General features: G+C 64.0%; 10 protein-coding genes. 7 read left to right on the plus strand and 3 right to left on the minus strand.

Annotated features, from left to right (window positions below; all coding sequences use genetic code 11):
- Positions 1–250 precede the first annotated feature (250 nt).
- Together ACK41X_RS18540 and ACK41X_RS18545 are read right to left on the minus strand one after the other, a co-directional pair.
- Positions 251–1,219: a Bug family tripartite tricarboxylate transporter substrate binding protein gene (locus tag ACK41X_RS18540; RefSeq protein ID WP_409726349.1), complete on the minus strand. Its 969-nt coding sequence runs from the start codon at positions 1,217–1,219 to the stop codon at positions 251–253.
- A 191-nt stretch (positions 1,220–1,410) separates the two neighbouring features.
- Entirely contained in the window at positions 1,411–3,504 is a 2,094-nt protein-coding gene (locus ACK41X_RS18545; RefSeq protein ID WP_409726351.1) for a hypothetical protein, read from the minus strand.
- A gap of 122 nt (positions 3,505–3,626) precedes the next feature.
- Between ACK41X_RS18545 and ACK41X_RS18550 the strand changes: the two genes are divergently transcribed.
- From ACK41X_RS18550 to ACK41X_RS18575, 6 genes are all read left to right on the plus strand, one after another.
- Positions 3,627–4,610: a zinc-dependent alcohol dehydrogenase family protein gene (locus ACK41X_RS18550; protein ID WP_409726353.1), complete on the plus strand. Its 984-nt coding sequence runs from the start codon at positions 3,627–3,629 to the stop codon at positions 4,608–4,610.
- A 94-nt stretch (positions 4,611–4,704) separates the two neighbouring features.
- Positions 4,705–6,366, plus strand: coding sequence for a sensor histidine kinase (locus ACK41X_RS18555; protein ID WP_409726355.1), 1,662 nt, complete (start codon positions 4,705–4,707; stop codon positions 6,364–6,366).
- A gap of 117 nt (positions 6,367–6,483) precedes the next feature.
- Positions 6,484–7,425 carry a TAXI family TRAP transporter solute-binding subunit gene (locus ACK41X_RS18560; RefSeq protein WP_409726357.1) on the plus strand — a complete coding sequence of 314 codons (942 nt, stop codon included), beginning with the start codon at positions 6,484–6,486 and terminating at the stop codon, positions 7,423–7,425.
- Positions 7,426–7,520: 95 nt separating this feature from the next.
- Complete coding sequence (locus ACK41X_RS18565; protein WP_409726359.1) at positions 7,521–9,419, plus strand: TRAP transporter permease; 1,899 nt, start codon at positions 7,521–7,523, stop codon at positions 9,417–9,419.
- An 18-nt stretch (positions 9,420–9,437) separates the two neighbouring features.
- The gene (gene araD, locus ACK41X_RS18570; RefSeq protein ID WP_409726361.1) at positions 9,438–11,162 is read left to right on the plus strand and encodes an L-arabinonate dehydratase; all 1,725 of its coding nucleotides are present in this window, start codon (positions 9,438–9,440) and stop codon (positions 11,160–11,162) included.
- Positions 11,163–11,318: 156 nt separating this feature from the next.
- Positions 11,319–12,500 carry a D-alanyl-D-alanine carboxypeptidase/D-alanyl-D-alanine-endopeptidase gene (locus tag ACK41X_RS18575; protein WP_409726363.1) on the plus strand — a complete coding sequence of 394 codons (1,182 nt, stop codon included), beginning with the start codon at positions 11,319–11,321 and terminating at the stop codon, positions 12,498–12,500.
- Between the two features lie 7 nt (positions 12,501–12,507).
- Here ACK41X_RS18575 and ACK41X_RS18580 read toward each other — a convergent pair whose 3' ends face one another.
- Positions 12,508–13,494 carry a Bug family tripartite tricarboxylate transporter substrate binding protein gene (locus tag ACK41X_RS18580; RefSeq protein WP_409726365.1) on the minus strand — a complete coding sequence of 329 codons (987 nt, stop codon included), beginning with the start codon at positions 13,492–13,494 and terminating at the stop codon, positions 12,508–12,510.
- A gap of 148 nt (positions 13,495–13,642) precedes the next feature.
- Here ACK41X_RS18580 and ACK41X_RS18585 point away from each other — a divergent pair, with 148 nt between their 5' ends.
- Positions 13,643–14,812, plus strand: a complete 1,170-nt coding sequence (locus ACK41X_RS18585) for an alpha/beta hydrolase (RefSeq protein WP_409726367.1) — start codon at positions 13,643–13,645, stop codon at positions 14,810–14,812.
- The last annotated feature ends 231 nt before the right edge of the window (positions 14,813–15,043 follow it).

Below are 15,043 nucleotides of genomic sequence, written 5' to 3' on the forward strand. Positions count from 1 at the left end.
GGCGCTCCTCCATCACCGAACTCGCTTTCCACGGCATCGACACCTCCCGCCCGCAAAAAGTGGCAGAAAGTGTTACCCATGTGTCCGGTACGGGATGTCACCTATGTCTCGGGCCGCTCACGAAAACAGCCGGACATTCTCCGAGCGATTTGCCCGGAAGGCAGTCCGCGCCGGGATCAGCGCCAGATGCAAAAACGCCCGGCGGTCGAATGCCGGGCGCTGACAAGGGCGGCAGCCGGGACCGCCGCCGTTATTTTCCGCCTGCGAGTTTCGCAGCCTCAGCGATGCGCTTGCGCTGTTCGTCGATCTCGGCGGCGAATTCCTTGGCCGGTCCCGGCCGCACCACCTGCCCCATCGGGGTCAGCTTCTTGACCACTTCGGGATCTGAAGCGGCTTCGATCAGGTCGGCGGCGATCCGGTCGCGCAGTTCCGGTGACATCTTTTTCGGACCAAACAGCCCGACCAGCCCATCAAGCGTCAGCACCGGAAATCCCGCCTCCGCTACTGTCGGAATGTCGGGAAGAGCCGCAGCGCGCTGCGAATTCATCAGCGCCAGAACCTTCACCTTGCCGGCTTCGACCTGCGGCCGCATGATGGCATAAGCCGCACCGTAAATCTCGATACGTCCGGAGGCGAGATCGTTCAGCGCCTGCACGCCGTCCTTGTACGGGATCTTGGCGACGTCGATCTTGGTGTCCTTCAGCCAGCCCGACACCATGAAATCCACGGCACCAGTCGTCCCCGCATAATTGAGCTGACCGGGCTTCTCCTTGGCGAGCTTGACGAAATCCGCCAGCGTCTTGACGTCGAGCGACGCCGGCACGCCGATGGCAATCAGCGTATTGGTGGCGCGCGCGATCGGCACGAGATCGGCCGGGTCGTAAGGCAGCTTCTGGTGCAGCAGCGGATGCGCGGTGAAGGTTGATGTCGGCGCCATCAGCAGCGTGTGGTCGTCGTTTGCCTGGAGGAAGGCGTTGATCGCGACCATGGCGTCGCCGCCGGGCCGGTTCTCGACCACGACCGGCTTGCCCCATTTGGCCGAAAGCTTGTCGGCGAGAAGGCGCGTGGTGATGTCCACGCCGCTGCCGGGGCCGAGCGGCAGGATCATGGTGACGTTACGCTGCGGCCAGTCCTTTGCCGGCGTTTGCGCATGGGCCGGAAGATGGGCGGCAGCGAGCGACGATATGGCAAGACCGGTGGCGGCGAGCAGACGGAGCATGGCGGGTTCCTCGCGCTTATGGATTGACCTTTCGCTACCTTTTCCCCGAGTGAGGGTCAATGCGTCATGGTTTTGCAGTGCGAATCGTGGTTTTCGAACTGCGAAAAGTCCGCGATGCGACGTTGAAAGGTCCGATTTGAATTGGGTCAAGGACCGTTCGCTGCGACGCTCTCGGCCCGATGCGCCTTTGCTCACGTCCGTGGCGGTCTTCGCCGCTCGCTGAACCAGGGACGATAATCCGTCATCTTCGCACGCTGACTTTGCGGCGCCCGGCGCCTGCACGTCGAGAATTCCTCGCTGCCTTCCCTGGCGCCCCACCGCAGCTCGACGCAGTCGTTAAGGTTATAGGCCATCTCCAAAGCGACGATGCGGTCCATGACATCCTTCAGCGACAGCGTCCATGGCGAGCCGTCGGTGCGCGGATAGGAGAACGTGCGCGCCTCAAGTTCCTTCGCCAGCACGGCCCGCAATTCGGCCCTCACCTGCTCAAGGCTCCTGTCGCGCGGCATCGCGTAACGCTCCGGCCGGCGTGCGACGCGGTCCGGGAAGTTGCGCACCACATCCATCGCGATCAACAGGCGCAGGTCGCGCGACGGCGTGGCGAAGTCTTCCCACGCGCCGGTGGTCTCGAAGATCGCGGCGCCGTCCGGCATCGAGGCGTCGCCCTTGCCGCTAAGCTGGTACTTGCGGCCATTCTCGACCGATGTGACACGCGCCCTCACCTGCTCGTCGAGCGAGACGATCGCTTCTTGCATCGCGCGCAGCGGATCAAGCGGGTTGGGCGACATGACGTCATCCATCTTGTCATAGAACGCCTCGACCGAAAGTTTGGTCTGTTCAAGCGAGAAATCCGCATAATTGGGATTTTTGGAAATCTCCGCGACCGTGAGCCGGCGAAGTGCGCCGTTCTTGTCGCGCACAATGGGCCGGAATCGCTTGAAGCCGGGATCGCCGAGCGCCGGATCCTGAGCGAACAGGAAATTGCCGCGCCAGAACCGCTTGCGCGCGACCGTGCCGTCGGGCTGCGCATCGACCGCAAGGAACACGCCGGCATTGGCTTCTGCCTGCGGCACGCGCTTGGCGATAATCAAAAGATGACCGTAAGGATCGGCGTAAACCGTTCCGGGCCGCAGATGGTCGGCCCCGAGCGGGATCGGGTAGAAGTCCGAGCCCTCGTCGGCCGCGCGGGTGCGTCCCGCGCCGGAATGCGCGCCGTCGGCAACGCTGAACTGAATGTAATGGCCGAAGGCAAGCGCAAGCGTCTTCGGACGCGGCGGGCGCACCGCCGCCGCAGGCTTCGCCCTGGAGCCGGCGTCGGGTGATGGCGGAATTGCAAAGCCCGGCGTTGGCCGCACCGCCGGGCGCTGCGAGGCTTGCGCGGACGTCGCATCGCGGCTTCTGGTGCCGGAGCCGGGCTGAGGCTCTCGCGGCCTGAAGAGGTCAAGCAAGTTTCCGGAGGGCTTTGCCACCGAATCGGCTGCAGCCGCGGGGCTGGCCGCGGCAAGGCTGTCTTCAGCGTTTTCCGGCAGCGGCTCTTCCTTCTCGATATGCCACCAGGCCGTACAGCGCGGCGGCTTGCCGCCGCCGCCGCGGGTGCATTTGGCATAGCCGAAGGGCAGCCCCATCTTGAACGCGAAATAGGCGCGCAGGAAATACGGCAGGTCCGCGCAATCGGGACGGATATAGAGATTGATCGAATCCTCGCGCAGGCCGAGATGATTGTGCAGCATGTTGCGTGCGGGATCGCGCAAGACGACATGGAGCGCAGCCCAAGACGGCGAGGTGTCGAGCGGCGCCTCGAATAACGCCTCGATCCACGCCGAGTACAGATTTTCGGTGGCGCGATTCCAGGAATTGCGGATCGGCCAGACGCTGGCCTTGACCGAATCTGGCCGCGGCGGCTGCGTGGCTGCGACGGCAATGTCGCGTGTCACAATGCGGCAGTCGGCGGGTCCGGTGTCGCGCGTCAGCCGTGCCTGCCATTTTCCCGCGACCGGGGACGCGACCTCCACCAGCCAGAAAAACGGCGGTCCGCCGCGGCGTTCGCGCGACGTCGCCGCGACTTGTCCGTCCGGCGCGATCAGCGCCAGTTCGCCTTGCGCCGGCTTCTCGGCGGCGAATATCGCGCGCAGCGGCGCCCCGGTCCAAGGCGCAACCGGGGACATGAGCACGGCAAGCTCTGCCGACTCGTCGCAGCCGCTTTGTGCATGCGCTTGAGGAAGGTTCGCCAGACACACACCTGCGGCCGCGAATACGGCGAGCGACAGGCGGTGGAAAAGGATCATGAAGCGGCTCCCGAAAAGCTTCGGTATTGGAACCGTTTGACCGAATCTTGGCAAGGCGCGGATTTCGTCCGATGGTCCCGGTCTATTGCGTTTTTCCGCATTGCATTGCGTGGAGATTGTCGATGCAAGCGATGGTCCTGCATGCCATCGGCCAGCCGCTGGCGATGGAGGAACGGCCGACGCCAGAGCCGGGACCAGGCGAAGTGCTCATCCGGGTCGAGGCCTGTGCGGTCTGCCGCACCGATTTGCATGTGGTGGACGGCGAGTTGCCGGATCCGGTTCTGCCCATTGTCCCCGGACATGAAATCGTTGGCATCGTCGAGCGCTGCGGTCAGGGGGTGCCGACGCCGGCCGTTGGCAGCCGCGTCGGTATTCCCTGGCTTGGCCATACCTGCGGGCATTGCGCCTATTGTGCTGCGGATCAGGAAAATCTCTGCGATGCCGCCATCTTTACCGGCTATCAGCGCGACGGAGGCTTCGCCACGCATGTGGTGGCGGATGCGGCTTTCGCATTTCCACTCGAGGGCTTTGACGACCCGGTCGCGGCGGCGCCGCTGATGTGCGCCGGTTTGATCGGCTGGCGGTCATTGCGCATGGCCGGAGACGTGCGGCGCATCGGACTCTATGGCTTTGGCGCGGCCGCCCATATCCTCATCCAGGTCTGCCGCTGGCAGGGTCGGCAAGTCTGCGCTTTCACGCGCGCCCATGACACGCTGGCGCAATCGCATGCGCTCTCGCTCGGTGCCGTTTGGGCCGGAGCGTCGGACGAATTGCCGCCGGAGCCGCTCGACGCTGCGATCATTTTCGCACCGGTGGGCGCCCTCGTACCGCAAGCGTTGAAAGCGGTGCGCAAGGGCGGGCGCGTCGTCTGCGGCGGCATATACATGAGCGACATCCCGCAATTTCCCTATCGGCTGTTGTGGGAGGAGCGCCAGCTCGTGTCGGTCGCGAACCTGACGCGGCATGACGCAACGGAGTTCCTGTCGATCGCTCCGAAAGCGGGCGTCAAGACCACGACGACGGTTTATCCGCTGGGGCGCGCCAATGATGCGCTTGTCGATCTGAAAGCTGGCCGCTTCACGGGTGCCGCCGTGCTGGTGCCTTGAGATATCCCTGTTGCGGCGACGTCACGGGCGGTCGCGTGTTTTCCGGCAACTTCTGATAGGCTGCGCTGCAGGGGCAACACCCGGCAGGTCCGCGATGAGCCTTCGCTACCGGCTTGTCATCGTGATGTTGGTTGCGCTCGTGCCGCCGCTGGCGATCACGGCCTATAATACGTTGCGCTGGCAGCATTTCCTCGAGCGCGACTCCCGCGACGAAGCGCTCGCGGCGGCACGGCTGGTGGCGGCCGAACTTGCCCAGATCGTCGAGAGCAGCCGCCAGTTGATGATCGCTATGGGCCGCCACCCTTCCGTCCCGGATAACCAGGCGGAATGCGTCGCCTATTTCAGGTCGGTCGTGGCTGCGCTTCCGGCCTATCGCGAGGCCGCTGTCATCGATCCGAATGGCAAGTTCATCTGTTCCACAATCGACATCCCGCCAGGTCTCGATGTCCGCGACCGTCTGTATTTCGATGGCCCGATAAAGACCGGGGACTTGACGGTCGGTACCCTGGTTCAGGGGCGCGTCACCAAGGCAACCTCAATCCACATCGGCATGCCCTTCAGCAAGGGCGACGGCGTCAATCGCGGCGTGATCGTCCTGATCCTCAATCCCGAACATGTCGCGCAGGATCTCTCGGCGCGCCCCTGGCGGACCAACCACCGCGTCACGGTGATGGATCGCGACGGTTCGCTGGTCTTTACCATTCCAAAACAGGGCGAGGAGGACGCCCGCGCGATCGCAAAGACCGTGTTCCCGGTCGCACGGCTGGCGGCAGCCGGAGTAATGCAGGTGTCCGACGCGCGCGGCCGGCCGCAGATCGTGGGCTATGCGCCGCTCGAGGAGGCGCCGAGCGGATTGCTGACCGCCGTCAGTATCGACCGCGATCTCGCGCTCGCCGAGGTGCGCCGGACCGCCTGGCGCAGCATTTTATTCGCCATCGTCGCCGTCTTGCTCGCAGTCGCCGGCATGTTCTGGGCCGCAAATATTCTCATCCGGCGTCCGCTTCGGGCGATCGTCAGGGTGGTGAACCAGCGCGAACGGGGCGAAACCGACGCGCGATTTCCCGCGCTCGATCCGCGCACCGATCTCGGCCAGCTCAGCGCCGCCCTGTCGCGCATGTCGGATGCGATCAATGCCCTGCTGGAGCAAAAGTCCTTCTTGCTGCGCGAATTGCAGCACCGGGTGATGAACAGCCTCAATCTGCTGTCAAGCGTGCTCGACCTGCAGCGCCGGCACATCGCCGACCCGGATGCGCGCGACCAGCTTGCGCGCGCGCGCGATCGCGTCATCTCGATCGGCAGCGTGTACCGCCAGCTCTACCAGGCCGACCATTCGGGCCGCGTAGAATTCTCCGATTTCCTGCGAAAAATATGCGAAGACAGCCAGAATGCCTATGGCGGCTACCGCCACCGGATCGAGGTGGATGCCGAACCGCTGCAGATATCCGGCAGCAAGGCGGTCGCGCTCGCCGTGCTCACGCATGAACTGATTACCAACGCGATGAAACATGCCTATTCGGCCGACGAAACCGGTCCGATCTATGTCAGCCTCAAACAGGGCGACAACCGCTCATGGGAATTGCGGTTTTCCGACCGCGGCAAGGGTTTGCCAGAGAATTTCGATTCATCCAAAACGAAGTCGCTCGGCGTCAAGGTCATCCTCGGGACCGCGCGCCAGCTCGGAGGGTCGGTCGACATCGTGCGGCTCGAGCAAGGCACCGAGTTTCTGATCCGTCTGCCGCCCAATATCGGGGACTAGCGGCCCCTGGCAGCTACGCTGCAGTGCAAACCCGCTTGTCTCCGCCCCGCCCGCCCGCGTAACGTCTCCCGCAAGCAAGAAGAAATGCCATCCGGCGGTATCAGGGAGAACGTCCAAATGAGAATGCGCTTCGTTGCGTCCGCGCTGGTCGCAGGCTTTGCCTTTGCATCCTCTGCGCAGGCGGCCGAACTCAAAATGATGACCGGGCCGCAGGGCGGCGTGTGGATCCCGCTGGGCGGACAGCTCAAGGACATGTGGGAAAAGGCGATCGCCAACACCTCGGTTCAGGCGCTGCCGGGCGCCGGCATCGCCAATGTGCGCGGCGTGCAGGAAGGCAAGGCCGATATCGGGTTCGGCAATTCGATCTCGACGGTCGACGCGATCAAGGGCAACCCGCCCTTCAACAAGCCGCACGACAATGTCTGCAACGTGGCGACACTCTATCCGCAATATTTCCAGGCGGTGGTGCTGGCCGATGCCGGGATCAATTCAGTGAAAGACCTAAAGGGCAAGGGCGTCACCACCCAGCAGCGCGGCAATACCGGTGAAGCCATCACCGGCCATATGCTGAAGGTCGCAGGCCTCACCTATAACGACGTGAAAATGAGCTTCGTGTCCTATACGGACTCGGTGACGCAGATGAAGGACGGCAACGCGGTCGCCTTCACGCTGGGAACCACCATTCCGTCCGGCGCCGTGATGGACCTTGCCGCCGCACGTGACATCAAGCTGCTCGACATGACCGACATGTACGAAGACATGCGCAAGATTAACCCGGGCTATACCCTCGTGACCGTGCCGAAGGGCACCTATCCGAAGCAGGACAAGGACGTGAAGGTGATCGGCTATGCCACACATATCGTGGCATCCTGCAAGCTGCCCGAAGAGCTCGTCTACAACATGACCAAGACGATGGCCGCAAACATCGCAGGCATGGCCGCGGTCAACAAGGCGATGGCCGGCCTGACGCCGAAAGCGATGGCCGAGGATATCGGCGTTCCGCTTCATCCGGGCGCGGCGAGATTCTACAAGGAGGCCGGCGTCGAGCTGAAGATGTGATGCCGAGCCGGCCGGCGGCGCATGCTGCCGGCCGCCTTCGCTTCGTTTGATGCTGACAGTCCGGGTGTGACGGAAGGCCGCTTTGAGCGGGCGCTATGAGGGCGTTTTCGATGAAGCTCGAATGGAGCCGCTCCGGCGTGATGCGCGTGGTGACGACCGTCGTCGCCGTGGCGATGGCGCTGTATCACGTCAATGCCATAGTCTACGGAACGCCGGAAGCGATCATGTTTCGCGGCACCCATCTTCTGTTCGCACTGGCGCTGACCTTCCTGATCTTCCGCGTCAACGGCACGCAGAATTTCTCGCCGACGCTGTATGACTTCGCACTGCTGGCGCTCGGCGCAGCGCCGATCCTCTATCTGTTCATCAACTACGAATATATCGTCACCCGGATCTTCTATATCGACGACCTGTTTCCGCTCGACATCGTTTTCGGGGTGATCCTGACGGCGGTTGTGCTGGAGGCAACGCGACGCGTCATCGGCTGGGCGTTGCCGGTGACCGCGCTGCTCTTCCTGATTTATGGGCTGTTTATCGCCAAGCTGGAATGGATGCGGCTGCTCGATCAGCTGTTCATGACCACGGAGGGGATTTTCGGCATTCCGCTGTCGGTGTCCGCATCCTACGTCCTGATCTTCGTCCTGTTCGGCGCCTTCATGGAGCGGACCGGCACCGGTCAGTTGTTCATGGATTTCGCTATGGCGCTGACCGGGCATACCGCGGGCGGCCCGGGCAAGGTGTCGGTGATGTCGTCGAGCCTGTTCGGTACGATCTCCGGCAGCGCCGTTGCCAACGTGATGGTCGATGGCCCGATCGCGATCCCGCTGATGAAGCGCACCGGCTTTCCGCCGCATTTTGCCGCGGGCGTCGAGGCCACCGCCTCGACCGGCGGGCAGATCATGCCGCCGATCATGGGCGCTGCCGCCTTCGTCATGGCCGAGTTTCTGGCGGTCGGTTATGGGCAGGTGCTGATCTGGGCGATCATCCCGGCAGTGCTTTACTATGTCGCCTGTTTCGCCGCCGTGCATTTCGAGGCCAAGCGTCGCGGTCTCGTCGGCATGCCGCGCGCCGAGTTGCCGCGGCTCGGGCAGGTGATGCGCGACCGCGGGCACCTGTTCCTGCCGGTCGTCGTGATTCTGTTCGTCATGTATTCCGGCTACAGCGCCCCGCTCGCCGCCCTGTGCGGGACGGCGGCGTGTTTCCCGGTCGCCTTTCTGCGCAAGACCACGCGCGATGCGGTGACGCTCCGCAACATCCTCGATGCCACAGTGGAAGGCTCGCGCAACGCCATTCCGGTGGCGCTGGCCTGCGCATGCGCCGGCATCGTGATCGGTGTGGTGACGCTGTCCGGCCTCGGTATCGTGTTCACGCAGTTCGTGGTGGGGATGGCCTCGGACCTGTTGGTGATCGCGCTAATCCTGACCATGCTGGCAGGCATCGTGCTCGGCATGGGCATGCCGACCACACCCGCCTATATCATCATGACCGCACTGCTGGTTCCGGCTATCGTCAAGCTCGGGGTGATCCCGCCGGCCGCGCATCTGTTCGCGCTGTATTTCGCGGTGCTCTCGGCGATCACGCCGCCGGTGGCGCTTGCCGTATTCGCGGCGGCGGGCATTGCCAAGGCGGATTTGTGGGCCAGCGGTTGGGCGGCCGTGAAGATCGGCGCGGCGGGCTTCATCGTCCCGTTCATGTTCGTGTTCGAGCCGGCCCTGCTGATGATCGGCACCTGGCCCGCCATCATCGGGGCATTCCTCACAGCAACATGCGGCGTCCTGCTGTTCGCAGGCGGCCTGCACGGCTACTTTCTGACCGCGGCGAGCCTGTGGCAGCGCGTGCTGCTCTGCGCGGGCGGCCTGCTGCTCATCAATCCGGGGCCTGCGACCGACAGCACGGGCGCGGTGCTTGCGGCTATCGTGATTGTATCGCAATGGTACGAACGGCGGCGCGCGGCTGAAAAAGCCTCAGCGGCGCCGGTCAGACATTCTTCCTGAGAAATCGAATCAAGCGACATGCGTCAGAAACGGCCTGAAGACCTCCGCAGCCATCGCTGGCTCGGGGTCAGCGATTTGCGTTCCTTCGGCCACCGCTCGCGGTTGCGCCAGTTCGGCTTTGACAAGGCCGACTGGGAGGGCAAGCCGGTCATCGGCATCATCAATACCTGGAGCGATCTCAATGCCTGCCATGCGCATCTGCGGGCGCGCGCCGAAGATGTGAAACGCGGCGTCTGGCAGGCCGGCGGCTTTCCGGTCGAGTTGCCGGCGATGTCGCTGTCGGAGCCCTTCATCAAGCCGACCACCATGCTCTATCGGAATTTCCTGGCGATGGAGACCGAGGAATTGCTGCGCTCTCATCCGATCGACGGCGCGGTGCTGATGGGCGGCTGCGACAAGACCACGCCCGCGCTCATCATGGGCGCAATCTCGATGGGCATCCCGTCGATCTATGTGCCGGCGGGCCCGATGCTGCGCGGCAACTGGCGCGGCGAGAAACTCGGCTCGGGGTCCGACGTCTGGAAATACTGGGACGAGAAGCGCGCAGGCAACATCACTGACGAGGACTGGAACCAGATCGAGGGCGGTATCGCGCGCTCGTTCGGCACGTGCATGGTGATGGGCACCGCCGCGACCATGATGTCCATCGCCGAGGCGATGGGGCTCGCCTTGCCCGGTGCCTCGTCGATTCCGGCGGCGGATTCCAGCCATCCGCGGATGTGCTCGGCGGCGGGCCGGCGCATCGTCGACATGGTGTGGGATGATCTGACGCCCGCGAAAATTCTCTCGCCTGCGGCGTTCGACAACGCCATCAAGGTGCATATGGCGCTGGGCGGTTCGACCAACGCCATCGTGCATGTGGTGGCGATGGCGCGCAGAGCGGGCATCCCGCTCGACATGGACCGGTTCGATGCGATTTCCCGCGAGGTGCCGGTGATCGCCAACATCACCCCGTCCGGCAAATTCCTGATGGAGGATTTCTACTATGCCGGGGGCTTGCGCGCGCTGATGGCGGAATTGCGGGGCCTGCTCGACCTGTCCTGCATGACCGTGACGGGAACGACGCTGGCCGACAATATCGCTGGCGCCAAGGTGCATCTGCCGGATGTGATCCATCCTCTCTCCGACCCGATCTATGCGGGCGGCGCGACGGCGGTGCTGAAAGGGAATCTCGCGCCGAACGGCTGCGTGATGAAGCCGTCCGCTGCCGACCAGCGGCTGACCCAGCATCGCGGCAAGGCGATCGCGTTCGAAGACTATAACCACATGGCGCGAGAGGTGGAGCGCGACGACCTCGATGTGACGCCGGATCACATTCTCGTCCTGAAGAATGCCGGACCCAAGGGCGGGCCGGGCATGCCGGAATGGGGCATGCTGCCGATCCCGAAGAAGCTGGTGAAGCAGGGCGTGCGCGACATGCTGCGGATTTCCGATGCGCGCATGAGCGGCACGAGCTACGGCGCCTGCATCCTCCATGTCGCGCCGGAAAGCTTCGTCGGCGGACCGCTCGCCCTCGTCGAGACCGGCGACGAGATCGAGGTGGATGTGAAGAACCGCCGCATCCACCTGCATGTCAGCGACGAGGAACTGGCGCGGCGAAAGAGCGCCTGGACGCCGCCGAAGCCGCATTACACGCGCGGCTATGGTGCGATGTTCGCCGAGCATATCGGCCAGGCCGACGAAGGCTGCGATTTCGACTTTCTGCTCGCGGGCGGCCCCATTCCGGAGCCGGAGATTCACTGACGGCAAGTCAAGACGACAGGCCTCAATCACAGGTCTTTCGCGTCGTCCCGAACCGCGTTTGGCTGCCCGATGCCGTTCGCCCTATAAAGGACTTACCGGCAGCCTACCGACGACACGACGTTTCGATCGCCCGGCCTTCTTCCTTCCGGATCGCCTATGCCCGCCCGTCTGCTCCTCCTTGCGCTTCTGATCCTGCCCGCACCGGCCATAGCCGACGCGGCACAAAGCGTTAAGGCACTCGCGCCCCGCGCCCTCGTCTTCGTCATGGACAAAGACGGCAAGGAGCTGCTCGCACAAAATGCGGACAAACCGTTCGTGCCCGCCTCGGTCACCAAGATCGTCACCGCCTGGCTGGCGATGGAAACGCTCGGTCCCGACTACCGTTTCGAGACGCGCTTCTATCTCGATAGCAAGCGCGTGCTCTACGTGCGCGGCGGCGGCGATCCGTTCCTGATTTCGGAGGAACTCGCGGAGCTTGCAAAGAAGCTGGTCGCGGTCACCGGCAAAAGGCCGCTCACAGGCATTGTGCTCGATGCCAGCTATTATCCCGCCGACCTTCGCATCCCCGGCGTCGAGGATTCGCGGCGCTCCTATGACGCGCTGAATTCGGCGCTGGCGGTGAATTTCAACACCATCAATGCGGTGCGCAAGGGCAACGACGTGCGCTCCGGCGAAAAGCAGACCCCGATCACTCCGCTTGCCATCAGCGAGTTTCGCGCACGCGGTCCCAAAGGCCGCGGCCGCATCAGCCTGAGCCAGGATCCAGCGGTGAGCCTGCAATATGCCGGCGAACTGATCGCCGCATTCATTGAGCGCACCGGCGGCAGCGTGAAGGGCCCGGTCACCATCGGAGCCGTGCCCGAAGGTCTCAAGCCGATTTACACGCATCGACAATCGCGGCCGCTGTCGCAGATTTTGTTCGAACTGCTGAAGGCCTCCAACAACTACATCACCAATCAGGTTTTCCTGGAGATCGGCGCCAGGCGCTTCGGCGGGCCGGTCAGTCTGGAAAAGTCGCTGAAAGTGGCGAACGAAAAGCTCGCCGCGCATGGTCTTGCCGCGGATATCAGGCTGGAGGAAGGCTCCGGCATCAGTCGGGGAAACAGCTTCACCGCCCGCGGCCTTGCCAAAGTCCTGGCGCTGTTCGCGCCACATGCCGATCTGTTGCGCGGTCCGGACGGCAGCCTGACCAAGTCGGGGACGCTCGACGGCGTACGCACCCTTGCCGGCTTTGCGGACACCAAAGGCAGCGGCCGGGTGCGCGTCGTCATCTCGCTGTCCGGCAACGACGGCGCGATGCGCTACCGGCTGCTGCGCGCCGTCGAGTCCGGTTTGTAGCGGGCAGCTATTCCGTCTTGATGCCCGCGGCCTTTACAACATCCGGCCAGCGCTTCAATTCGCTCTTGATGAAGGCATCGAACTGGTCCGCCGTTCCGCCGATGATATCGGCGGCCTGCGCCTCGGTGATGGCAGTGCGCACGGACGGCACCTCCATCACCTGGTTGAAAATCCCGTTCATGCGCTTCACCAGCGCCGGGTCCATGCCCGCGGGACCGGCGATGCCGTGCCACACCGCGACATCGAAGCCCGGAAGCGTTGCGGCGACCGGCGGCACGTCCGGCAATTGCCGCATCGGACGGTTGGCGAGACCTGCCAGAGCGCGGATCTTGCCCTCCTTGATCTGGCCGAGCGCGGTGGACACGGTAATGACGGCGGTGTCGGCCTCGCCGCGCAACAGCGCGGTCAGCATCTCCGAGCCGGAGCGATAGACGACGTTGACCTGTTCGATGCCAGCCTGGCTGTTGAGATAGGCCATGAACAGATGCGTCCAGTTGCCTGGCCCTGCCGAAGCATAGTTGAACTTGCCCGGCTGCTGCTTTGCCGCGGCGATGAATTCCGTCAGCGTCTTGTAGGGAAGATCGGGGCGGATCAGCACCACTGCCGGCAGATTGGCGACATGCACGATCGGCGTGAACGCGGTGTGCGGATCGTAGGGCGCCTTGGCGCCGAGCATATGCGAGACCGCATTGGGCCCGACCTCGGCGAGCAGGAGGTTATAGCCGTCCGGCTTTTCGCGCGCGACCGCGGCCGCGGCGATGGTGCCGCCCGCGCCCGGCCGGTTTTCCACCACCAGCGGCTGGCCATTGGCGAATTGCGAAAAGCCGTTCGACAGATTGCGCGACAGCGTGTCCGCGGCGCCGCCCGCCCCGACCGTGACCAGAAGCCGCACCGGCCGATCCGGCCATTGCGCCACGGATTGCGCCTGCGCCCGGTGCGGCAAGGCCAAGGCTGCCGCTCCACCCATGACGCCCAGGAAATCGCGCCGTCTCATACCGTCCTCCCAAAATTTGTTTTGGGGATCATAACCAGGGCAATGGGGTGTTCAAGGCGCAGCGGCTGTTGCGCTGCGATAACAACGCGGGGCGCCGGAGGCTTGCTGCGCTTGTTGCACGCTTTGGCGTCTCAGCTAAAACGCCAACATGACACAGCACGACATCGATTATCGCTGGGTGCACATCACGTACAAGGAAGACGCTGCTTTCGTCGAAACCTATGGCTTTTCCGGAAACCAGGGCGCGGTCAATCTCGAGGGCCTGCTGATGACGCCAAAAGGCGCGCCTTCCTCCACGCTGCTCATCTTCATGCATCCGGCCTCGACCTTGCAGCTTCTCCCGGTACCGCAAGCCACCGTGAAAGCCGGGTGGCACGTGCTGTGCGCGGCAAGCCGCTATGCGAAGAACGACACGGCATTGATCCTTGAAAAGGTGCTGCTCGATCTTGGCGCTTATATCCGCCACGCCAGGGAGCAATGGGGCTACAAGAAAATCGTGCTTGCCGGCTGGAGCGGCGGCGGATCGCTGGCCCTGTTCTACCAGTCGCAGGCTGAGCATCCGACCATCTCGCAGACGCCGGCGGGCGATCCGGTCGGCGTTGCGAGCGCGGACCTGATCCCCGCCGATGCAGTCATCGTCCAGGCCGCGCACATTTCGCGCGCGACCATGCTGCGCGACATGCTCGATCCGTCTGTGACGGACGAACACGATCCGGACAATCGCGATCCTACGCTCGACATCTCCAACGCGCGCAATCCGAACCGGCCGCCCTATTCGGCGGACTTTATCGCAGCCTATCGTGCGGCGCAGCTTGCGCGCATGCGCAGGATTACCGCCTGGGTAAAGGGGACGTTGGCGACGCTGAAGGCGCGCAACACCGCAGAACTGGAGCGCGGCTTCGTCACCCACCGCACGCTGGCCGACCCGCGCTTTCTCGATCCCGCGCTCGATCCAAACGACCGTAAACCAAACTGGTGCTATCTTGGCAATCCGGAGACCGCCAATACCGGACCGGTCGGGCTGGCGCGCTTTTCCACGTTGCGCTCCTGGCTGTCGCAATGGTCGATCGACGACAGCCGTGCCGATGGCTTGAAATGCGCGGCGCAGGTTTCGGTCCCGCTCTTGGCGATCGAGAATTCCGCCGACGATGCGGTGCCGCAGCCGCATACGGCAGCGATCTTCAACGCGGCCGGCAGCACCGACAAGACGATGCACGTCATCAGGGGCGCGACGCACTATTATGCCGGCCAGCCCGACAAGCTCGCCGAGGCGCTGTCGATCACGCGGCAATGGCTGACGGCGCGCGGTCTGGCGTGACGGCATTCACGGCAATTCCGTTTTTGCCAATTGTGCTGGCAAGCCCGTGAGCGCTGAGGCCGCACGACAATCTTAACCGAACCTTTCTGGCCCGGCTCAAGGTGCATTCAGCGCCCCAGTTGTAAGAACCGCGCCATCGACATTTGAAGGGAGCGTTACGCGCCATGCAAAAATTGCCATTCGCCAGCTGCAATCGTCACCGCGCGATCATGATCGCCGCGCTCGGCGTCG

The organism is Pseudorhodoplanes sp., assembly GCF_046289595.1.
In the GTDB taxonomy this organism is placed as follows: Bacteria; Pseudomonadota; Alphaproteobacteria; order Rhizobiales; family Xanthobacteraceae; genus Pseudorhodoplanes.